22 protein-coding genes are annotated in these 21,271 nt (G+C 71.1%); 8 read left to right on the plus strand and 14 right to left on the minus strand.

Translation table 11 applies throughout. The features are described 5' to 3' along the window. Positions 1 to 54: 54 nt before the first annotated feature. From OG990_RS25170 to OG990_RS25185, 4 genes are all read right to left on the minus strand, one after another. Entirely contained in the window at positions 55 to 732 is a 678-nt protein-coding gene (locus tag OG990_RS25170; RefSeq protein ID WP_328423524.1) for a lytic transglycosylase domain-containing protein, read from the minus strand. Between the two features lie 278 nt (positions 733 to 1,010). Beyond that, entirely contained in the window at positions 1,011 to 2,426 is a 1,416-nt protein-coding gene (locus OG990_RS25175; RefSeq protein ID WP_355602506.1) for a PhoH family protein, read from the minus strand. 428 nt (positions 2,427 to 2,854) lie between these two features. Beyond that, complete coding sequence (locus tag OG990_RS25180) at positions 2,855 to 3,244, minus strand: hypothetical protein (RefSeq protein WP_406077378.1); 390 nt, start codon at positions 3,242 to 3,244, stop codon at positions 2,855 to 2,857. A gap of 31 nt (positions 3,245 to 3,275) precedes the next feature. Next, positions 3,276 to 3,620, minus strand: coding sequence for a hypothetical protein (locus OG990_RS25185; protein WP_328423520.1), 345 nt, complete (start codon positions 3,618 to 3,620; stop codon positions 3,276 to 3,278). 264 nt (positions 3,621 to 3,884) lie between these two features. Here OG990_RS25185 and OG990_RS25190 point away from each other — a divergent pair, with 264 nt between their 5' ends. The 3 genes from OG990_RS25190 to otsB all read left to right on the plus strand — a co-directional run bounded on the left by OG990_RS25190 (position 3,885) and on the right by otsB (position 5,736). Then, complete coding sequence (locus tag OG990_RS25190) at positions 3,885 to 4,328, plus strand: XRE family transcriptional regulator (protein ID WP_328423519.1); 444 nt, start codon at positions 3,885 to 3,887, stop codon at positions 4,326 to 4,328. Positions 4,329 to 4,490: 162 nt separating this feature from the next. After that, on the plus strand, positions 4,491 to 4,844 hold the full coding sequence (locus OG990_RS25195; protein WP_355602500.1) for a hypothetical protein: 354 nt from the start codon (positions 4,491 to 4,493) through the stop codon (positions 4,842 to 4,844). A gap of 67 nt (positions 4,845 to 4,911) precedes the next feature. Continuing rightward, positions 4,912 to 5,736, plus strand: coding sequence for a trehalose-phosphatase (gene otsB, locus OG990_RS25200; RefSeq protein ID WP_355602498.1), 825 nt, complete (start codon positions 4,912 to 4,914; stop codon positions 5,734 to 5,736). 31 nt (positions 5,737 to 5,767) lie between these two features. Here the strand turns inward: otsB and OG990_RS25205 are convergent, their stop codons facing one another. From OG990_RS25205 to OG990_RS25220, 4 genes are all read right to left on the minus strand, one after another. Then, positions 5,768 to 6,538 carry an isoprenyl transferase gene (locus OG990_RS25205; protein ID WP_328423513.1) on the minus strand — a complete coding sequence of 257 codons (771 nt, stop codon included), beginning with the start codon at positions 6,536 to 6,538 and terminating at the stop codon, positions 5,768 to 5,770. 31 nt (positions 6,539 to 6,569) lie between these two features. Next, positions 6,570 to 7,712, minus strand: coding sequence for an NAD(P)/FAD-dependent oxidoreductase (locus OG990_RS25210; protein ID WP_406077380.1), 1,143 nt, complete (start codon positions 7,710 to 7,712; stop codon positions 6,570 to 6,572). An 874-nt stretch (positions 7,713 to 8,586) separates the two neighbouring features. After that, positions 8,587 to 9,459 (minus strand): hypothetical protein, encoded by an 873-nt coding sequence (locus tag OG990_RS25215; protein WP_406077381.1) that lies wholly within the window; start codon positions 9,457 to 9,459, stop codon positions 8,587 to 8,589. 37 nt (positions 9,460 to 9,496) lie between these two features. Beyond that, positions 9,497 to 11,341: a phosphoenolpyruvate carboxykinase (GTP) gene (locus OG990_RS25220; protein WP_328423503.1), complete on the minus strand. Its 1,845-nt coding sequence runs from the start codon at positions 11,339 to 11,341 to the stop codon at positions 9,497 to 9,499. 439 nt (positions 11,342 to 11,780) lie between these two features. On the opposite strand from OG990_RS25220, the gene OG990_RS25225 reads away from it, so the two are divergent. The 3 genes from OG990_RS25225 to OG990_RS25235 all read left to right on the plus strand — a co-directional run bounded on the left by OG990_RS25225 (position 11,781) and on the right by OG990_RS25235 (position 13,671). Beyond that, the gene (locus OG990_RS25225; protein WP_406081874.1) at positions 11,781 to 12,317 is read left to right on the plus strand and encodes a GtrA family protein; all 537 of its coding nucleotides are present in this window, start codon (positions 11,781 to 11,783) and stop codon (positions 12,315 to 12,317) included. A 62-nt stretch (positions 12,318 to 12,379) separates the two neighbouring features. Continuing rightward, entirely contained in the window at positions 12,380 to 13,093 is a 714-nt protein-coding gene (locus OG990_RS25230; RefSeq protein ID WP_406077382.1) for a GtrA family protein, read from the plus strand. Continuing rightward, positions 13,090 to 13,671: a MaoC/PaaZ C-terminal domain-containing protein gene (locus OG990_RS25235; RefSeq protein WP_406077383.1), complete on the plus strand. Its 582-nt coding sequence runs from the start codon at positions 13,090 to 13,092 to the stop codon at positions 13,669 to 13,671. The genes OG990_RS25230 and OG990_RS25235 overlap by 4 nt, the downstream gene beginning before the upstream one ends. A 40-nt stretch (positions 13,672 to 13,711) precedes the next feature. On the opposite strand, the gene OG990_RS25240 is transcribed toward OG990_RS25235, so the two are convergent. Then, positions 13,712 to 14,284 carry a PH domain-containing protein gene (locus OG990_RS25240; protein ID WP_328423497.1) on the minus strand — a complete coding sequence of 191 codons (573 nt, stop codon included), beginning with the start codon at positions 14,282 to 14,284 and terminating at the stop codon, positions 13,712 to 13,714. 178 nt (positions 14,285 to 14,462) lie between these two features. Then, complete coding sequence (locus OG990_RS25245) at positions 14,463 to 15,338, minus strand: biotin--[acetyl-CoA-carboxylase] ligase (RefSeq protein WP_386985157.1); 876 nt, start codon at positions 15,336 to 15,338, stop codon at positions 14,463 to 14,465. 84 nt (positions 15,339 to 15,422) lie between these two features. Between OG990_RS25245 and OG990_RS25250 the strand changes: the two genes are divergently transcribed. Continuing rightward, on the plus strand, positions 15,423 to 17,006 hold the full coding sequence (locus OG990_RS25250; RefSeq protein WP_406077384.1) for an acyl-CoA carboxylase subunit beta: 1,584 nt from the start codon (positions 15,423 to 15,425) through the stop codon (positions 17,004 to 17,006). A 29-nt stretch (positions 17,007 to 17,035) separates the two neighbouring features. Here OG990_RS25250 and OG990_RS25255 read toward each other — a convergent pair whose 3' ends face one another. From OG990_RS25255 to OG990_RS25270, 4 genes are all read right to left on the minus strand, one after another. After that, positions 17,036 to 17,902, minus strand: coding sequence for a hypothetical protein (locus OG990_RS25255; RefSeq protein ID WP_406077385.1), 867 nt, complete (start codon positions 17,900 to 17,902; stop codon positions 17,036 to 17,038). Beyond that, positions 17,895 to 18,398 (minus strand): SigE family RNA polymerase sigma factor, encoded by a 504-nt coding sequence (locus OG990_RS25260; protein WP_406077386.1) that lies wholly within the window; start codon positions 18,396 to 18,398, stop codon positions 17,895 to 17,897. The genes OG990_RS25255 and OG990_RS25260 overlap by 8 nt, the downstream gene beginning before the upstream one ends. 62 nt (positions 18,399 to 18,460) lie before the next feature. Further along, positions 18,461 to 19,444, minus strand: a complete 984-nt coding sequence (locus OG990_RS25265; protein ID WP_406077387.1) for a ketopantoate reductase family protein — start codon at positions 19,442 to 19,444, stop codon at positions 18,461 to 18,463. A gap of 61 nt (positions 19,445 to 19,505) precedes the next feature. Then, the gene (locus tag OG990_RS25270; protein ID WP_328423485.1) at positions 19,506 to 20,249 is read right to left on the minus strand and encodes a M50 family metallopeptidase; all 744 of its coding nucleotides are present in this window, start codon (positions 20,247 to 20,249) and stop codon (positions 19,506 to 19,508) included. A gap of 173 nt (positions 20,250 to 20,422) precedes the next feature. Here OG990_RS25270 and OG990_RS25275 point away from each other — a divergent pair, with 173 nt between their 5' ends. Next, a complete protein-coding gene (locus OG990_RS25275; RefSeq protein WP_406077388.1) occupies positions 20,423 to 21,178 on the plus strand; it encodes a GH25 family lysozyme in 756 nt (251 codons plus the stop codon). The last annotated feature ends 93 nt before the right edge of the window (positions 21,179 to 21,271 follow it).

Here is a 21,271-nt window from a genome sequence, read left to right on the forward strand (position 1 = left end):
CGGTACGTGTGATGGCGGGGCGGGTGATCGCCCACCCACCCCGCCATCGACCCGTCAGTAGTGGCCGTTGCTCTGGAAGTAGCCCCAGGCACCGCAGGGCGTGTCGTACCTGCCCTTGATGTAGCCCAGCCCCCACTTGATCTGGGTGGCCGGGTTCGTCCGCCAGTCGTCGGCGACGGTACCCATCTTGCTGCCCGGCAGGGCCTGCGGGATCCCGTACGCACCGGACGAGGAGTTGCTGGCCTTGTGGTTCCAGCCGCTCTCCTTGGTCCAGAGCTTCTCCAGGCACGGGAACTCGGCGATGCCGAAACCCGCCTCGATCATCATGGCGCAGCCGATCTTGCGGTTGCCGCTGAACTCGGCGCAGGACGCCGGGATCGGCCCGTCGTACGGCTTGGGGGCGGCGTTCTGGGCCTCCCGCTCGCGCTTGCGGGACGCCGCGGCTGCCTCGGCCTTACGGGCCCGCTCAGCGGCTTCCTTGGCGGCCTGCGCCGCCCGCAGCTTGGCCTGGTACTCGGCGGCCCGCTGCTTGGCGAACTTCACCTGGTGGGCGGACTGCCGCTCGCGCTGGTACGCGAAATCAGCGCGGTCGACCTCGAGGCCGACCTGCGCGGTCAGGCCCTGTTGCTGGGTTTCCCGGTCGTCGCCCAGGTAGAAGCCACCGGCAACGCCCACAGAGAGCAACGCGACAGCAGCCGTACGGGCGCCCAACCGGCTCCACAGCCGACTCACGAAGTGGTCCCTTCGTCGGGGGCAAGGACGCGGCGCGGCGTCAGGCCACAGGAGGGCCGTCAGCCGTACCGCGAGCGCCCCGACCGGTGCCGGTCGCGCCGACGCACCGACCTTCGCCGATGTCCGTCCATCTCGGGACGAACGATCACCAACGATGCCTGTGGTGCGTGGACGCTCGTGGGACACCATCGCGCACAGTGAGGCTGATGGGAAACCAACCGACCCGTTTGTGATCTGCGCCACACAAAAAATGCGGACAAAACCCTATATAAGCACCATCAGAGTGGGATGTCCTCCAACAGATCCGTCACCATCGCTGCGATCGGCGACCGCTCCGAACGGCTGAGCGTGACATGGGCGAAGAGCGGATGGCCCTTGAGCGCCTCGATGACCGCCGTCACGCCGTCATGCCGGCCAACCCGCAGATTGTCCCGCTGGGCCACGTCGTGGGTGAGCACCACCCGTGAGCCCTGCCCGATCCGGGACAGCACGGTCAGCAGGACCCCGCGCTCCAGAGACTGGGCCTCGTCCACGATCACGAAGGCGTCGTGCAGGCTGCGCCCACGGATGTGGGTCAGCGGCAGCACCTCCAGGATGCCCCGCGAGGTGACCTCCTCCAGAACGTTCTCGTGCACCACCGCGCCGAGCGTGTCGAAGACCGCCTGCGCCCACGGCGACATCTTCTCCGACTCCGACCCGGGCAGGTAGCCCAACTCCTGGCCGCCGACGGCGTACAGCGGGCGGAACACGATCACCTTCTTGTGCCGACGGCGCTCCATCACCGCCTCCAGCCCGGCGCAGAGCGCCAACGCCGACTTGCCGGTGCCGGCCCGACCGCCCAGCGAGACGATCCCGATCGACTCGTCGAGCAGCAGGTCGAGGGCGACCCGCTGCTCGGCCGAGCGGCCGTGCAGCCCGAACGCCTCTCGATCGCCCCGGACCAACCGCACCGACTTGTCCGGCAACACCCGGCCGAGCGCGGAGCCGCGCGCCGAGTGCAGCACCAGGCCGGTGTGGCAGGGCAGCCCGGCCGCCTCGTCGATGTCGAGCGACTCACCGGCGTACAACCGACCGATCTGCTCCTCACCCAGCTCCAGCTCGGACATCCCGGTCCAGGTCGGATCGCTGGCCTGGCCGTGCCGGTACTCGTCGGCCCGCAGGCCCACCGAGGCGGCCTTGACCCTCAGCGGCATGTCCTTGCTGACCAGGGTGACCTCCCGCCCCTCGGCGGCGAGGTTGAGCGCCACGGAGAGGATGCGGGCGTCGTTGCTCTCGGTGCGGAACCCGGGCGGCAGTACGCCGTCGTCGGTGTGGTTCAGCTCCACCCGCAGCGTGCCGCCGACGTCGTTGGCGGGCACGGGACGATCCAACCGACCGTGCTGGATCCGCAGCTCGTCGAGCATCCGCAGCGACTGTCGGGCGAACCAGCCCAGCTCCGGATGGTGCCGCTTGCCCTCCAACTCGGTGATGACCACCAGTGGCAGCACCACCTCGTGCTCGGCGAACCGGTGGAATGCCGCCGGGTCGGAGAGCAGCACGGACGTGTCCAGGACGAACGCCTGGCCGGCTGGTCGCGGCTCCTTGGGATCGGCCGGCGCGGCGGCCGCCGTACGGCGGCTCCGGGTGGCGCGGCGGGTCGTGGCAGTCGCGGCCGGGGTCTGGTCGGCACCGGCGGTGGTACGGCGAGTCGTCACAGGCCTGCTCCGACGGATGGGCACCCGGCCACCCGTGTTCCGCCTCGTCCGGTGCCCGGAGACACGGGGTCGGATGCGGGCCCCGTGCGCGAGGTCGCAGGTCCGGGCGGGCCGGTTGGCTCGGGAGAACCCCGTGCCATGCCTAGACGCTAGCGGCGGCGGACCGTCCCGGCTAGAGGGCGATCGTGGATCTCCGGGGACGGCCGTGTGAACAGCCCGCCGACCGGGGTGCTGGCTGGCCGGGAAGAGTACGGCCGGGATTGGCGCGGCGAAGCCGGCCGGGATGCATGCCCCCTGCGCGCATCCCGGCCGGCGGGGCCACCGTCACCGGTCTGACGTGGCCCCGACGGTGCGTGTCCGCCGCGGACGACGCACCGCGCTCGTGGTGGCGGTCGGCGGGTCCGCGCTTGACGGCCCGCCGACCGACCTCAGCCGGTCCGTCGGACGAGCGTGCCGGTCGGGTGCCGCCCGGTGATCGGGGCGGCCGGCGCGGTGAACGACGAGCCGGTGTAGGTGGTGCCGGGGCCCACGACAGCGCCGGCCCGGGCGACGGTGCCGGGGCCAGCGCTGGTGCCGGCGCGGGCAACGGTGCCGGCGGAGCGGACTGCGCCCGTTGGAGAGACCGACAGGGCGGAGGCGATCGCGGCCTGGGCGTCGCGGCGGCGCCGGTTCCAGGCACCCCGGTCGCCGTCGAAGTAGCCCTGCCGGTAGCCGAAGCGGTAGCCGATGCGGTAGCTGAGCTGCCCATGCAGCCGGCCGGCCGCGTAGCTGGTCGCACCGAGCACCAGGACGAGGAAGACCGCGAGGAATGGGCTCATCGGGCGGCTCCGGCCGGCCCCGGACGTCGGGTCATCGCTCCTCCGGCTCGACGGTGGTGGGATCCGCGACCAGCAGCCGGTCCAGGTCGTCGGTGCTGACCTCCTCGACCAGCTCGACGCTGATCCGGCAGCCGTCCAAGACGACCTCGGCGACCGAGGAGCGGCGGATCTCGCCGCCCGCGTCGTAGACCCGGACGCTCAGCTCAGGGCAGCCGAGATGGGTACGCCAGGAGTTCCACTCGTCGCGGTCGCCGACGCTCAGCGACAGGTAGCGGCAGCCTCGGGCGAGGTAGAGGCGCCAGGGGGCGCTCAGCCCTGCGGCCACTCCCTCGGCGATCAGCCCGAAGGCCTGGGCTCGGGTGGCGAGCTCGGTCACCACACCTCCCAGGCACCGAAGGCGTGACGCATGTGAGCACCAGTCGTCTCATGCACGAGACACACCGTAGATTGTCCCATGAGCGTGACAGTATCAGCTTTTCGGGCGTTTACCGCCACCACTAGGAGCATCTATTCTGCCCGGGTGAGACCCCTCAAGAGCGGCGCTGGATCGTTTACCAGAAATCCGAAGCATCCGTCACGTTCGCGTGACAGCAGCGTGCCAGAGCACGCCCCCACAGCCGGGTGGCCGTACCGTCACGGGGTGACCGAGACGGCCAACGCGCGGAAGATCGCCTTCGCCACCTTCGTCCGGCGTGCGCTCGACGAGGCGCGGGCGACCCGGGCCTGGAGCGGCACCGAGGTGTCCCGGCGCACCGGCGTCTCCCGGCAGACCATCAACCGGTGGGTCCGGGGCGACTGGGCCAGTGATCCGGAGGCCGAACGGGTGGTCGCCTTCTGCGAGGGCCTCGGGCTGAATCCGGCCGCCGCCTTCGCCGCGCTCGGCTGGGACCGCACCGCCGCCGGCCCTCGCGCCGGCCAACCGGCACCTCCGATGGACCCGGACGTGGAGGCGTTGCTGCGCCGGCTGGTTGATCCGAACGTGTCGGACGCGGAGAAGTTCCACATCCGCGAAACCATCCGTTACCTCGCATACCGACCAACGTTGCCGACCGATGTCCGAAAAAGAGGGAATCAAGCAGGGTAGTTCCTCAGATGGCGAAAGAACGCCTGGTCGGGTTCATTCGTTTGCCTCCGGGGCCGGAACGGGCACGCTAGCGTCCCTATTCGTACTGCTTGGGCTCGTCATCGGCGGGGGGACGGGACAAGGCCGAACCCAGCCCTGCGGGACAAAAGGAGGGGTCTGTCCATGACCCTGAAGTGGTTGGCAGTCGTGGTCGCCACGGTGTCGATGACACTGTGGCTGACCGGCAACGTGGTGACCCTCGCGGTCAACGGCGGGCAGCTTCCAATGCTCGTCAACCTCCTCGCGCTCACCAGCGCCGGCACCGCGGTCATCCTGGCCGTCGTCGCCGAGCTGCACGAGCGGCTGAACGACCGGATCAGCGCACTCACCGAGTTCCTGGTCGCACGGCTCAATGAGATCGAGAACCACACCGGTGATCGCAACACCGGGTTCGTGGAGGGATATCTGCTGAGCCACGGCCAGGATGCTGCGGTGGTGCCGTTCGGCCGCCGCGGACGAGGGGCCGCCGAACGCTGACCACGCGCCGCCGAACGGGCCCGCTCGGCCAGGAATGAGCCCCGATCGCCGGGGTACGCTGACGCGCGTGCCGCCGTTGAATCTGGGCAATCAGCAGCCGAGGACCCCGTTGAACGCCGACCAGGCCTGGCGAACCACCGCCGGCCGGGCCGGGGGGACCGTGCTCTTCTTCGACTTCGACGGCACGCTCGCGCCCGTCGACGACGATCCGACCGCGGTACGCCCCGCTCCCAAGGCGCTGGCCGCCATCGAGGCGCTGGCCCTGGTGGTGCAGCGGGTCGCGATCGTCTCCGCCCGACCGGTCGAGTTCCTCCGGGACCAACTCGGTGGGCTCGCCGGCGTGGATCTCTACGGCCTCTACGGGCTGGAGCACAGCCACTCCGGCGGCGAGACCGTCACGGAACCGGCCGCGCTGCCCTGGGTGCCGACCATGGCGGAGCTGGCCGACCTGGCTCGGGCGGAGCTGCCGCCGGGCACGCTGGTCGAATACAAGCGGCTCTCCGTCGCGCTGCACTGGCGTACCGCGCCGCAGCTCGGGCCGACCGTGCAGCAGTGGGGGCAGGCGCAGGCCGACCGACTGGGGCTGCGGGTGCAGGCCGGGCGGATGGTGCTGGAGCTCAAGCCGCCCGTCGACCGGGACAAGGGCATGGTCATCGGCGAGGTGGTCCGGGATGCCACCGGCGCCTGGTACTTCGGCGACGACGTCTCGGACATCAAGGCGTTCGCCGCGCTGCGCGCCCGGGCCGCCGCCGACCCGGACTTCTTCGGCGTCTGCGTCGCGGTGGCCAACCCGGAGACCGGCCATGAGGTGGCCAATGCCGCCGACCTGACCATCGAATCCCCGGCCGCTCTGGGTGACTTCCTCACCCGGGCGCTGACCCACCTGCCCTGAGCGGGCCGGGTGTCTGAGTGGCGCTGCCCGCTCAGACGCCGTAGCGGCGTTGCCGGGTGGCGTACGAGCGGAGTGCGCGCAGGAAGTCGATATGCCGGAAATCCGGCCAGTTGAGCTCGCAGAAGTAGAACTCCGAGTGCGCGGACTGCCAGAGCATGAAGCCGGACAGGCGCTGCTCGCCGCTGGTGCGGATGACCAGGTCGGGGTCGGGCTGGCCGCGGGTGTAGAGGTGCTCGCTGATGTGCTCGACGTCCAGCACCTCGGCCAACTCCTCGATGGTGCCGCCGGAGGCGGCGTGCTCCAGCAGCAGCGAGCGGACCGCGTCAGTGATCTCCCGCCGGCCGCCGTAGCCCACCGCGATGTTGACCTCCGCGCCGCCGCTGCGCTCCCGGGTGCGCTCCTCGGCGCCCTTGAGCGCCGCCGCGGTCTGCGCGGGCAACAGGTCGAGCGCGCCGACGATGCGCAGCCGCCAGGGGTTGCCCTCCTCGGCCAACTCCACCACCAGATCCTCGATGATCTTCAGCAGCGGGTCCAGCTCGCGGGCCGGCCGGCGGAGGTTGTCCGTGGCCAGCAGGTAGAGCGTGACGTGCCCGATGCCGGCCTGGTCGCACCAGCCGAGGACGTGTTTGATCTTCGCGGCGCCGACCCGGTGCCCGTCGTTCGGGTCGACGAAGCCCATCTCCCTCGCCCACCGGCGGTTGCCGTCGCACATCACCCCGACGTGTCGGGGCACCGGCTTACCCGCGAGCTTCGCCGTGAGCCGGCGCTCGTACACGGAGTAGATAAGGTTCCGCAGCGTCATCACCTAGCAGCGTAGCGACCCGCGGGGCGGATCATCGCCTCGGAGGCCCATCCCCGCCTGGCAGCGCGATGCCGATCATGGCCAGGGTGCGGGCGGTGAGCCGCCCGTCGCCGAGTCCCAGCTCCACCACATCGTCGAACACCCGGTCGTCCCGACGGGCCGCCCGGACCGCCGCGTCGACCACTCGCCGGCGTCGCGCCAGCCAGGCTGCCACCGAGCTGTGCCGCAGGTGGGTGCCGAGGCGGCGGCGCAGTCCGTCGGCGTAGCGACGCGCGGCACCCTCGGGTGCGTGAGCCGCCGCCGCCCCGGCCAGCGCGCCGGAGAGCAGCGCGTAGAAGATGCCCTCCCCGGTGAACGGGTTGATCAGCGACAACGCGTCCCCGACCAGCAGGGTGCGGCCCTGCCCCGGTGCGGGCCGATGGGTGGACAGCGGCAGGTGGTGGGCGCGCAGCGCGGTCACCGTCCCGAGGTCGGTGCCGGGCAGCAGCGCGGCCAGCCGGTCGAGCAGGTACGCCCGGCTCAGCGGCTCACCGCGCAGCACTTCCCCGTACCCGACGTTCGCCCGCCCGTCGCCGATCGGAAACGACCAGGCGTACGCCGGCCAGCGCGCCTGCGACGTGACGATGACCTGCTCGGACGGGCCGGGCAGCGCCGGCGCGTACCCCCGGATGGCCAGCGCCAGGTGCCGGTCGGGGTTCGCCGGGTGACCGAGTGCCCGGCGCACCACCGACCCGGCGCCGTCCGCGCCCACCACCACCCGGCCGGACAGCTCCCCGTCGAGCACCACCCGGTCGGCACGCGGCTCGACCTGGCGGACGGTGTGCCGGCGCAGCTGCGCGCCGGCAGCCACCGCAGCCGCCACCAGCCGCGCGTCGAAGACCTGCCGGGGCACGGTGTACGCCGGCCGGGGCAGCGCCCGGGCCACCGCGCCACCGCCCGGGGCGATCATGCGCAGCGCGGGCAGCGGGGCGTATCCCGCCACCGCCTCGGTCACGCCCAGTTCGGCGAGCACGTCCACCGAGTGCGCGGCGATCCCGTCGCCGCACGCCTTGTCCCGGGGAAAGTCGGCCCGGTCCAGCAGGAGCACACTGGCACCCGCACGGCGGGCCGTCAGCGCGGCGGCCGCCCCGGCCGGCCCCGCTCCCACCACCACCACATCGAACTCGTCGCTCACCGCGCGCCTCCCTCCCGCCGACGCGGCCCGGCCCTTCCCGCCCCCGGCGAGCCGCCTGCGCCGCTCGACGCCGGCCGCTGTGACCGACGCCACCCGCCATCCTGCCCCCTGCCCGCCCGCGTCGACCGGTCCTCAACGGCCCGGCCGGGCCGAAATCCCAATCCCCAATCGCCGCCGCCTACGCCCCACCCGGCCCCTGCCCCCGGCTTGGGTTCCAGGCCGGCCGCGACCAGTTGCGCCCGGGCTTCCGTTGAATCCCCGTTGGTCAGCGCACCTGTCCGGGCCCCTGTCGAGCTGCCCCAGATATGGGGCACCGGGACCAGACGCGCAGGCGCAGGCGCAGTCCAGCCGGTCCAGGTGTGGGGCAGCTCGATAGGTCCCACCCGCACGCACACGCCAGCCGGTCCATATCTGGGGCAGCTCGACAGCGACCACCGCACGCACGCCACCCCGGTCCAAATCTGGGGCACCTCGACAGGTCCCACCCGCGTGCACACGCCAGCCCGGTCCATATCTGGAGCAGCTCGACAGGTCCCACCCACACGGCACACGCCAGCCCGGTAAAAATCTGGGGCAGTTCGACAGGGGCCACCCACACGCCAGCCGATCCAGCCGATCCAAATATGGGGCAGCTCGATAGGCCCACACACACAGGCGGCGGTCCTCGCCGCGACCGCCGCCGACATCGCACGCCATCTGTCTCTGAGGCAGAGACAGGACACCCGCACGCGTAGGCCAGTCCGCCTTATCGGAGGCCCGCCGACAGGTGGGTACGGCCAGGTGGAAGGGGTCCAGCCGCATCCGCCGCGCCGCGCACCTGCCAGGCCGAACCGGTACAACCCAGGACTGCGGGGCATCGACCGGGCGCCCCGGTTCAGGCTGGGACGGCGGCGTCGGCGGCGTCGGCGGCGGCGCGGGGCGCTCGCCAAAGTCCGTGCAGCGTCAGCGCGGCGGCGGCGAGCAGCGGGCCGCCGTCCCGGACCAGACCGTCCACCCCCAGCAGCCACCAGCACAGCGGCAGGTCGACGGCGAGCACAGCCACCGTGACGACGACCAGCAGCCCGCGAGCCCAGTCCTTGCCGCGCATCAGGAACGCGGTGCAGAACAGCACCGCGTAGCTGGCCGCGATGCCGGCGCCGAACCAGAACAGCACGGCCGGCACCGCGGCCAGCCGACCGTCCAGGATGGATCCGCCGGCCACCAGCGCCGGCACCAGCATCAGCGGGCTGTAGGTGAACGCCGCGACCCGGCTGGTCAGCAGCCAGGCGCTGGCCTGTGGCCGACGCGGCGGGGTCTCCCGCCAGGAGATGCCGGCTCGGTCGATGACCAGCCGGGGCCGGTGCCGGACGAGGTGACCGGCCAGCGCCGACGAGCGGTAGAGCAGCCAGACCACCGCCGCACAGAGCGCGGTGAGCGCGGCGAAGCCGAGCAACCCGGGCAGCGGAGGCACCCCCTGCCGGGGCACGATCAACCGGCCGACGGCGAAGATCGTGGTGACGGCGAGGATCAGCCCGAACGGGCGGGCCACGGTCCGGCCCCGGCGGACGTGCCCGATCAGCAACAGGAAGCCGAACGAGCGCAGCATGGCCCAGCCGGTCCGCACCGCCAGCCCGAAGCCCTGCTCCGGGGCGTACCACCAGTTGAGCAGCTCGACCACGACGGTGGCCGCCGCGGTCGTCGCGAGCAGGATGGTGAGCACCCGGACGGCGGACGGCCGCCGGACCTCGGTCTCGGCGGCCGTCCTCATGGGATCTGATGATGCCCGCGAAGGGCGATCTTCACACCTACCGTTGCGGCTGCGTGGCGTCCAGGCGGGCCCGCAGCGCGTCCAGCTCGGCCCAGAGCACGCCTGGCAGCTTGTCACCGAACTTCTCGAACCACTCGGTGACAAGCGGCAACTCGTTGCGCCACTCATCCGGGTCGACCTTCAGCGCGATCCGGACGTCCTCCGGGGTCATGTCCAGACCCTCGACGTCCAGTGCGTCCGGGGCCGGGACCATGCCGATCGGCGTTTCCACCGCGTCGGCCCGGCCCTCGATCCGCTCGACGACCCACTTGAGCACCCGGGAGTTCTCGCCGAAGCCCGGCCAGAGGAACGAGCCGTCCGGGTCCTTGCGGAACCAGTTGACGTAGTAGATCTTGGGCAGCTTGGCCTCGTCGCCGTCGGTGCCCTTGCCCATCTCGATCCAGTGCCGGAAGTAGTCACCGGCGTTGTAGCCGATGAACGGCAGCATGGCCATCGGGTCGCGGCGGACCACGCCGACCGCGCCGGACGCGGCGGCGGTGGTCTCCGAGGAGAGCGTCGCCCCCATGTAGACGCCGTGCACCCAGTCGCGGGCCTCGGTCACCAGCGGGATGGTGTCCTTGCGACGGCCGCCGAAGAGGATCGCGTCGATCGGCACGCCGTTCGGGTCGTAGTAGTCGTCTGCCAGGATCGGGCACTGGGTGATCGGGGTGCAGAACCGGCTGTTCGCGTGCGAGGAGAGGCCGTCGCTCTCCGGCGTCCAGTCGTTGCCCTTCCAGTCGATCAGGTGCGCCGGGGGCTCTCCCATGCCCTCCCACCAGATGTCCCCATCGTCGGTGAGGCCGACGTTGGTGAAGATGGAGTTTCCCCGGTCCAGCGTCCGCATCGCGTTGGCGTTGGTCTTCCAGTCGGTGCCCGGCGCGACGCCGAAGAGGCCGTACTCCGGGTTGACCGCGTACAGCCGGCCGTCCTCACCGAACCGCATCCAGGCGATGTCGTCGCCGATGGTCTCGACCTTCCAACCGGGGATGGTCGGCTCCACCATGGCCAGGTTGGTCTTGCCGCAGGCGGAGGGGAACGCGCCCGCGATGTGGTAGACCTTGCCCTCCGGCGAGGTGATCTTGAGGATCAGCATGTGCTCGGCGAGCCAGCCCTCGTCGCGCCCCATCACGCTGGCGATCCGCAGCGAGTAGCACTTCTTGCCGAGCAGCGAGTTGCCGCCGTAGCCGGAGCCGTACGACCAGATCTCGCGGCTCTCCGGGAAGTGCGAGATGTACTTCGTCTCGTTGCACGGCCACGCGACGTCCTGCTGGCCAGGGGCGAGCGGGGCGCCGATCGAGTGCAGCGCGTGCACGAAGTCCGCGTCGTCACCCATCGCCTCGAGGACCCTGGCGCCCATCCGGGTCATGATGCGCATCGAGGCGACCACGTACGGGCTGTCGGTGATCTCGACGCCGAACATCGGGCTCTCGGCCTCGACCGGGCCCATGACGAACGGGATGACGTACATGGTGCGCCCGCGCATCGAGCCGCGGTACAGGTCGGTCATCGTCCGCTTCATCTCGGCCGGCGCCATCCAGTTGTTGGTGGGGCCGGCGTCCGCCTCGTCGACGGAGCAGATGAAGGTGCGTTCCTCGACCCGGGCGACGTCCGTCGGGTCGGTACGCGCGTAGAACGAGTTGGGTTTCTTCTCCGGGTTCAACCGGATCAGGGTCCCGGCCTCGACCAGTTCGTCGGTGAGGCGGCGCCACTCCTCGTCGGACCCGTCCACCCAGACGACGCGGTCGGGGGTGGTCAGTTCCGCGACCTCACGGACCCAGGCGAGTAGTTTCGGATGGGACGTCGGGGCCTGATCGATACCCCGCACAACAGCCGGAGCAACCATGACACATCTCCTTGTGGTCGACGCTGACCGATCTATGGGATGCACGAGTCTCAGCGGCGCGATGCGTCGCCTTCGTGGAAACCTGGGATTGGCCTCAGCGTAAACCGGGCAGCCTTCCGAGTCAGTGGGACAGGTTGTGAAGAACTGCACAAGGTACGGCCACGCTGCGGCATCACGATCTGATACCCGCTTTCCTGCGCAGTTTCACGCAAATCTTGTTGTGCACCCCGGTCGACGCGAGTCGCGGTCCGGCCGTGGACCGGTCCCGCCGACCGGTTGGTTGATTCCCGTTCCGTGGCGCGTCAGTCCTCCGGATTGGTTACGCTGCGTTCAACAGCGGCGCACCCGACGGAGGGTCGGAACCAGTGACGACGCCTGCTCGCCGTTGCTACCCCGCTGACTGGTCAACAGCCGGTAGGCTCGGCCCGTGGCCGCCACAATGACCGGGGAGCAACCGGGTCCCCGGCAGACCAGGCCGGGTCTGGTCCGGGCACTGCTCGACCGTTTCGGTCACCTCGTCCGCGAGTTGAGCAAGTTCGCCACGGTGGGCGGCATCGCCTTCCTCCTCGACTTCGCGCTCTTCAACTACCTGACGACCGCGCGCGGCATGGAGCAGGTGACGGCGAAGACGATCTCCACCGTTATCGCGGCCTCCGTCGCCTTCGTCGGCAACCGGTTCTGGACCTGGCGGCACCGCCAGCGCAACAACCCGGCCCGGGAGTACGCGCTGTTCTTCTTCTTCAACGCCGTCGGCCTCGGCATCGCGGTGGCCTGCCTCGCGATCAGCCGGTACGGGCTGGGCAGCATCTGGCCGGCCGTGTTCCAGACGCGGCTGGCCGACAACGTCGCCAGCTTCGTCGTCGGCACGGGCCTCGGCACGCTGTTCCGATTCTGGTCCTACCGGCGGTTCGTCTTCGTCGAAGCGGGAACGCGGCCCGTTCCGCAGGTGAAGCACGACCGTGACCACGGGGCGTGACCTGCCGCCCACTCGTTCGGCCGGTGATCGCCGGCTTCACCGACTGACCTAAGGTGTTTCGCATGCGTCTTGTCCGTCTGCTGCCTGAGCGCTGGCAGAAGTTCATCCACGAGGCGCTCAAATTCGGCATCGTCGGCGGCATCAACACCGTCATCAATTACGCGGTGTTCAATGCACTTGCACTCACCGTCTTTGCCGACGGTCAGTTGAAGGCCACCGTGATCGCGACCATCGTCGCCACGATCACGTCGTATCTAATGAATCGCCACTGGACGTACCGGGATCGCCCGAAATCGGCGCTCCGACGGGAGTACGTCCTGTTTTTCCTTTTCAACGCGACCGGCCTGATCATCGAGCTGGGTGTGCTGGCCGCAGCCAAGTACGGGCTCGGCGTGAACAGCCTGCTGGCGCTGAACGTGGCCAAGACGGGCGGCGTCCTATTGGCCACGCTGTTCCGGTTCTGGTCGTACCGGACCTTCGTCTTCCAGCCCATCGAACCAGCCGAGGCCGAGGCGAAGGCCGAGCCCACCTGGCACAGCATCCCGCGTGACGAGTGGGACAACGTGGCCGAGATGGACCCGGTCGCCGAGATGGCCGAATCCGTCTCCGAGCTGGAGGAGGCGCATTCCGATGAGCGCCCGGCCCCGACACCCAGCCCGAACGGCGCTCCCTCTCAGGGGCGGCCCACGCCGCTGACCGCCGGCCTCACCGCCGACCTGGACGCGGAACTCGCTGCGGAGCTGCATGTCGGCACCCGGCGCACGCCCCGCCGGTGACCGCGCCCACCGCGCGCTCCGGCACCGGAGCCCCCGCCGAGCTGTTCTTCGAGGACCTCGTGCCAGGTCTCACCGTCGACTTGGGCGTGGTCACCGTGGACGGCGACGAGATGGTGGCCTTCGCCCGCCGCTTCGACCCACAGTGGTACCACGTCGACCCCGAGCTGGCCGGGGCGAGCCGGCACGGCGGGCTGATCGCCAGCGGCTTCTACACGGTCAGCCTGTTCATGCGGGCGTACGTCGACCACCTGCTGTCCCGGGCGGCGGCGGACGCCTCCCCTGGCCTGGAGGAGTTGCGCTGGCTGGCCCCGGTACGTGCCGGGGACCGACTCGCTGTCCGGGTCGACGTGATGGGCGCCCGGCCGTCCACCGCCCGCCCGGGCCTCGGCACCGCCAGCCTCACCGGCACCATGCTCCGCCTCGGCCCGGACGACCGGCCCGAACAGGAGGTGCTGCGGACCCGCTTCCGCGGCTGGTTCGCCCTCCGCCCGACCGAGCCTGCAGCGGAGAACATCCCGCCCGAGACGGGCGGCCCGGCCGAAACTGGCGCCCTGACCGAGAGCAGGCCGGCGGACTGACCCGCCCCGGCCCGTCGGCCGGGGCGGAAGTGCGTCGGGGTCAGCTCGTGGTGTCGCGGAGCGGCTTGCCCTCGCGCATGTCGGAGAGGATGTCGCGCATCTCCCCATCGCCCAGCGAGTGCTTGTCGTGCTGCGCCTCGACCAGTTCGTACAGCTTGGTCTGCACCCGGCCGACACCCGGGACGTCGGCGAGCACCGACTGGCCCCGCTCTCCGGCGGACTCGATGGTGAGCGTGCCGCAGCCGAGCACCCGCTCAAGGAAACGCTGGTTCATCGAGTGGTCGTTGATCCGGGTGAGCGGGATGTCCCGCCGGTCCCGGGAGAAGACACCCTGCTGGAGCAGCACCCGCTCGTCGGTGAACAGATAGTGCGTGGTGCGCCAGACCAGGAACGGCCACAGCCCGAGCCAGAGTGCCGCGACCAGGGCGATCACCCCGATCACGGCCAGCGCGATCGACCCACCGCCGCTCGAGGGGAGCAGCAGCACGCCGGCCACCACCGCGGCGATGGCGAGCACCAGCACCGCGATCGGCCGGATCAACGCCTTCCAGTGCGGGTGTAGGTGCAGCACGACATGCTCGTCCTCGGTGAGCACGTCTTCGGGGAACGCCACGGCAAACCTCCAACGCAGAAATGACGCGCTGACCGTAAACCCCCCACCCCTGTACACAACATCCGCCACGCGGCCCCCATCCCACTCTTCGCGATCTTGCGCCCTCGATCACCGCTACGCGGCTCTCGCCCGTTCTGCCGGAAAGCACCTGCAAGATCGCCAAACGGTGTGGTGCGGGTCAGCGGAGGTGGAGGACGTCGCCTGCGGCCAGGACGCGGTCGCCGGCGGGGGTGGTGATGAGGAGTTGGCCGTCGGCGTCGATGCCGGTGGCGGTGCCGGTCACGTCGTCGCCGTTGGGTAGGAGGACCCGCACCTCGCGGCCGACCGTGGCGCAGGCCGCCAGGTAGGCGTCACGCAGGCCGCTGGCCACGGCATCCCCGCCAGCGGCGCGCCAACGGTCGTACCAGTCGGCCACCGCCCGTAGCAGCGCCCGGAGCAGCGGGTCCCGGTCGGTGGCCGCCGCGCCGGCCAGTTGCAGCGAGGTGGCCGGCAGCCCGGTCGGGTTCACCGGCAGCTCGTCGGCGCGCAGCGTCACGTTGAGCCCAATGCCGAGCACGATGGCTGGCGGCTGGGCCGGTGCGCGCCCGGGAATCCCCTCGGCCAGCACGCCGGCGCACTTCGCGCCGCCGATCAGCAGGTCGTTGGGCCACTTCAGGCTGGCCTCCAGCTCGGCCAGCCGGGCCACCGCCTCGACCAGCGCGACGCCGGCCAGGAGCGGCAGCCAGCCGTACCCCGTCGGTGGCGCCGCCGGCCAGCCGCGGTCCGGCACGGCCTCGCCCGGCCGGAGCAGCACGCTGGTGGCGATCCCCGCCCGCGGCGGCGACTGCCAGACCCGGCCGCGCCGGCCCCGCCCGGCGGTCTGCCGCTCGGCGACCACGACCAGACCCTCCGGCTCGCCGGCCCGCGCCGCCTCGGCCACATCGGCGTTGGTGGAGCCGGTCTCGGCGCGCAGCTCCAGCCGGGCCCACGGGCCGTGCGGCGCGACCAGCGCGCGCCGCAGCCGGGTCACCGACAGCGGCGGGCGGTCCAGATCGGTGTACGGGGAGCCCGGCATTCCGCCAGCCTACGGCGGTGGCCGGACCGGCATTGAGGCGTACTGCACAGCAGCGTCGGCCTGAACCATCGTTATATTCCCTGGGTGACTACCGAGACCGGGACCAACATCCACAGCACTGCGGGCAAGCTGGCGGACCTGGAGCGCCGGGTCGACGAGGCGGTGCACGCCGGATCGGCGCGTGCGGTCGAGAAGCAGCACGCGCGGGGTAAGAAGACCGCCCGTGAGCGGATCGAGATGCTGCTCGACGAGGGCTCCTTCGTCGAGCTGGACGAGCTGGCCCGGCACCGGTCCACAGCCTTCGGGCTGGAGAAGAACCGCCCGTACGGCGATGGCGTGGTCACCGGCTACGGCACGGTGGACGGCCGACAGGTCTGCGTCTTCGCCCAGGACTTCACGGTCTTCGGTGGCTCACTCGGCGAGGTCTTCGGCGAGAAGATCGTCAAGGTGATGGACCTGGCCATGAAGATCGGCTGCCCAGTGGTCGGCATCAACGACTCCGGCGGGGCGCGAATCCAGGAGGGCGTGGTCTCCCTCGGCCTCTACGGCGAGATCTTCTTCCGCAACGTACGGGCCTCCGGGGTCATCCCGCAGATCTCGCTGGTGATGGGGCCCTGCGCCGGCGGCGCGGTCTACTCCCCCGCGGTCACCGACTTCACCGTGATGGTCGACCAGACCTCGCACATGTTCATCACCGGCCCGGACGTGATCAAGACGGTGACCGGCGAGGACGTCGGCATGGAGGAGCTGGGCGGAGCCCGCACGCACAACTCGCGCAGCGGCAACGCGCACTACCTCGCCAGCGACGAGGAGGACGCGGTCGACTACGTCAAGGCGCTGCTGTCGTACCTGCCGTCGAACAACCTCGACGAGCCGGTGGTCCTCGAGGCCCCTGCCGACCTGGAGATCAGCGACGACGACCGCGAACTGGACACGCTGATCCCGGACTCGGCCAACCAGCCGTACGACATCCACCGGGTGATCGAGCACGTCCTCGACGACGGGGAGTTCCTCGAGGTCCAGCCGCTCTACGCGCAGAACATCGTGGTCGGCTACGGCCGGGTCGAGGGACGACCGGTCGGCGTGGTGGCCAACCAGCCGATGCACTTCGCCGGCACGCTGGACATCGCCGCCTCCGAGAAGGCCGCCCGGTTCGTCCGCACCTGCGACGCGTTCAACGTCCCGGTGCTGACCTTCGTGGACGTGCCCGGCTTCCTGCCCGGCACCGGCCAGGAGTGGGACGGCATCATCCGCCGGGGCGCCAAGCTCATCTACGCGTACGCCGAGGCGACCGTCCCCAAGGTCACTGTGATCACCCGCAAGGCGTACGGCGGGGCGTACGACGTGATGGGCTCCAAGCACCTCGGCGCGGACCTGAACTTCGCCTGGCCGACGGCGCAGATCGCGGTGATGGGCGCGCAGGGCGCGGTGAACATCCTCTACCGCTCCGAGCTGGCCGGTGCCGAGGACCCGGCTGCGGTCCGGGCCGAGAAGATCGCCGAGTACGAGGACACCCTGGCCAACCCGTACGTGGCGGCCGAGCGTGGGTACATCGACTCGGTCATCCCGCCGCACGAGACGCGCACCCAGATCGTCCGGGCGCTACGCGTCCTGCGCACCAAGCGCGAGACCCTGCCCCCGAAGAAGCACGGCAACATCCCCCTCTGAGCGCGACGGGCGCGGATCAAGAACCGGCGTCAGCACGACGGGTTGGCGGCGAGGCACATACGGCGGGCGGCCGTCTCGGCGAGGCGGCTCAGCTCCGGCTCGGTGCCGTCCTCGCCAAGGGTGAGCACCGCGATCAGGTCGCCCACCTGCACCACCGCGATGCTGGTCGACCGGGGTCCACCCCCGATGGCCTTGCCGGTCTTCTGATCGCGGGGCTGCGAGACGGTGTGGCGCAGCAGGGCTGCTCCGTCGCCCGCGAAGCCTCGCTGGACCACCGCCCAGCGGTGCACCGCCTCGCCGGTACCCGTGCGTCCGGCCACCTCGTAGGGCCCGACGCTGCGCCATTCGGCGCAGGGTGCCACCCGCCGGTCGAGGTCGCCGAAGAACGACTCCGCCGCATCCGGCGTCACCCGGTACAGGTCCTGGCTGAGCAGCACATCGGTGGGGGTGAGGGCGGCACCATCAGGGCCTTCCCGCAGCAGGGTCTGCGATCGTGACCAGCGGGACGTCTCCCAGACGGGTGTCATCCCCCGGCTCTGCCGGCAGTAACCCAGCATGTCCTCGATGAGGACCGGCTCCCCCAGCCCCGACTGGCTGAGCTGCACCTGCGCTGGCTGGGCCAGATCGGCCGGCTGCACCAGGGAGTCAGCGGTGATCTCGCCGCGGGCGGGTGCGTTCGGGGAGGCCGAGGCCGCCACCTGAGGCGGTGCCAACTCCTTCCCGCCTGAGGTCACCACGAAGGCGGACACGCCCGCGAGCGTCAACACGACCGTCGCCGCCACGGCGGCACGTCGGCTGCGTCGCCGGGCCCGCGCCCGGATCTCCTGCGGCTCTGGCCACCGCACATCCCCCAGGTCCCGGTGGACCCGCTCGATGAATGCCAGGTCGTCACGCATCGGTAGCCTCCTCCAGATCAGAGACGGCGAGCAGACCGGCGAGCGCGGCGCGCCCCCGGGAGAGTCGGGCCTTGACCGTGCCGACCGGTGCATCGGTCTCCCGCGCCACCTCGGCGACCGGCATGCCGACCAGGTAGTACAGGGCGATGGCGGTGCGTTGCTCCTCGGGCAGCCGGCGCAGCGCGGCGACCACCTCGACGGTGTCGGTGCCCGGGCCGGGAACGGCTTCGGTGGTGGCCCCGTGCCGCAGGTACGCGCTGGCGCGGCTGCGCAGGCTGCGCCACCGGCTGACCGCGATCCGGCTGGCCACCACCCGCACCCACGCCTCCGGCTCGTCGTACCGGCTGACCGTCGACCAGCGCTGCCACGCCCGGATGTACGCCTCCTGCACGGCGTCCTGCGCCTCGACCCGATCGCCGGTGAGCACGTAGACGAAACCGAGCAGCCGTTGTCGGCTCCCGCGGTAGAACTCGTCGAACCCGTCGACGTCCGGCACCCGCTACCTCCCCGTGTCGGTCGCAGGGAACACGCGTCGGGCAGGGTCGTCGGTTGCCCCGATCAGGCGATCATCTTCTCCAGCTCGGCGAGCGGGAACGCACCGGCCGCGATCCGCTCCCGGACCGCTCGGCGCACCGCGCGCTGCACGGCCACGTTGGCCGGCGTCGGTACGCCGTGCAGCCGGCCCAGCAGCGCGATCTCCCCGTTGAGGTGGTCGACCTCGGTGGAGCCGGCGCCTCGGGCGAGGCTCTGCCAGGTGGAGCCGCCGGAGCGCTCCGCACCGGCCACCGGCCGCTGCTGGACCAGGTCGCCGCGTTCGGCCTTCTCCTCCTCGGGCGAGGTGTGCGCGATGCTCGCGGCGGCGAACGCGGCGAGGCCCTCGGCGCGTACCCGCTCGGACAGCGCCTCCGGGATGTCCCGACCGAGCAGCGCCTGCAGGCCGTTGCCGAGGTTGTTGAGCAGCTTGCCGTACTTCCAGCGCAGCACATCCGGGCGGACCGGGGCCATGAACCCGGCCGCGCTCAGGTCTGCAGCTATCGCCCGATCGGTGTCGTCGGCACCGGTCGGGTACCGCCCGATATGCAGCATCCCGGGGTGCGGGTAGCCGTTCGCCACCACCACGCCCGGATCCAGGTGGGTGGCCGGCAGCCAGACGCAGACCGGGTGCACGTCGGCGAAGAGCCGCAGCGCGGCCCGCTCGTTCGCGACCCCGTTCTGCGCGGTGACCAGCGGCAGCCGCTCGCCCGCCACGCCGCCACCGGCCACCGGCGCGTCGACCCAGGCTGCCAGCGCGCCAGCGGTGTCCTGCGACTTGACGGTGAGGATCAGCACCGTGTCGGCCGGCAGCGGCTGGTCACCTGGTCCGTCCACGGCGGCGAGCCGGGCGGTGACCTCGCCGTCGGGCTGGCGCAGGGTCAGGCCCCGCGCGCGAATCGCGTCCAGGTGCGCGCCCCGGGCCACCAGGGTCACGTCCCGGCCGACCTGGGACAGCCGTACGCCGATGGTCCCGCCGACCGCGCCCGCCCCGATGATCACGTATCGCATGGCCTCATTCTGCCCGCCCAGCGAGGGGTCCCGGTGCTCGCTCCGTGCGGCGCCCTGGCGGTCAGCCGGTCAGGCCGGCGTCGGTGAGGATCGGGCCGGCGAGCAGCAGTGCGCCGGCGACGAGCGCTACCAGGTTGACCAGGGCAAAGAAGGTCACCCAGAAGAACGCCGGGAACGGGGTGAGCCCGGCGAGCTGGTCGGCGTCGGAGGCGGGCATCCGGCCACGCGAGCGCAGCCGTTGCAGCTCCACCACCGGCCGTACCCCGCCGAGCAGCAGGAACCACACCCCGGTGTACGCGAACGCGGCCTGCACCTGCGGGGTGGCGTACCACGAGACGGCGAGCACCAGCGCACCGGTGACCAGCAGCGACACCACGCCGAAGGCGTTGCGGATCATGACCAGCATGGCGAGCAACAGCACCACCGCGACCCAGAGCAGCAGGGTGATCCGGTTGCCGCCGAGCAGCCAGGCACCGGCCAACCCGACCAACGGCGGGGCGACGTAGCCGGCCAGCAGGGTGAGAATCATGCCCGGCCCGCTGGGCCGGCCGGCGGAGAGCGTCAGCCCGGAGGTGTCCGAATGCAGCCGGATGCCCCGCAGCTTGCGACCGGTGAGCAGGGCGACCAGTGCGTGCCCGCCCTCGTGCGCGATGGTGATCGCGTTACGGGCGATCCGCCACGGCAGCCGAGTGGAGACCACCACCAGCGCGACGACCGCGGTGATCAGCACCAGCAGCGGGGGCGGGTCCGGCTGCGCGCCGAACAGCGTGTCCCACAGGTCGCCCAGCCCGTCGATCGACATCATGGGGCGCGAGCCTACCGGTGCCGTTCAGTGCCCCGGGCCCTGCGCTGATCGTTCCGCTCCGGTCACCGGGCCGACTTACGCCCGTTGATGAAGATTTTCTTAACCAGTCTTGTGATCTAAGGCAGTTATCTCCAAAGATGGACGTCAATAGACCGACGTCCTTGGAGGCAGCCATGGCCCGTACCAGATCATCGCTGCGCCGCGTGCTCGCGGCCGGCCTCACCGTGCTCGCCACCGCGGCGGCGGCCCTGGTCGCGACCGCTGGCCCGGCGGCGGCAGCCACCACGCCGGGCATCGACGTGTCCAACTACCAGGGCTCCATCAACTGGACCAGCGTCCGAAACTCCGGCATCCAGTTCGCGTTCATCAAGGCGACCGAGGGCACCAGCTACAAGGACCCGCGCTTCAACGCGAACTACGTCAACGCGTACAACGCCGGGGTGATCCGCGGGGCGTACCACTTTGCCCGGCCGAACATCTCCGCCGGCTCGACCCAGGCCAACTACCTGGCCTCCAACGGCGGCGCCTGGTCGGCCGACAGCCGGACGCTCCCCGCCGCGCTGGACCTGGAGGCCAACCCGTACGCCGGCGGCTACTGCTACGGGCTCAGCACCACCGGGATGCGCAACTGGGTGCAGGACTTCCTGAACACCTACCGCTCCCGCACCGGCCGCTACGCGGTCATCTACACCACGGCCAGCTTCTGGAACCAGTGCACCGGCAGTTGGACCGGCCCGTGGGCGAACCACCCGCTCTGGCTGGCCCGCTGGGCGAGCACGCCGGGCGCCCTGCCGGCGGGTGCGCCAGTGTGGAGCTTCTGGCAGTACACCAGCACCGGCGCCGTCTCCGGGATCAGCGGCAACGTGGACCGCAACTACTGGAACGGCGACCGCACCCGGCTGGTCGCGCTGGCCAACAACACGGCCTGATCCGCGCCGCTCCGCCCGATCCGCCTGGGGAGGCAGTTGGCGGCAGCGGGATCGGCTGTCACCTCACGGTCGACAATCGGTCCGGCTGCCGCC

The organism is Micromonospora sp. NBC_00858, assembly GCF_045207365.1.
Lineage (GTDB): Bacteria > Actinomycetota > Actinomycetes > Mycobacteriales > Micromonosporaceae > Micromonospora.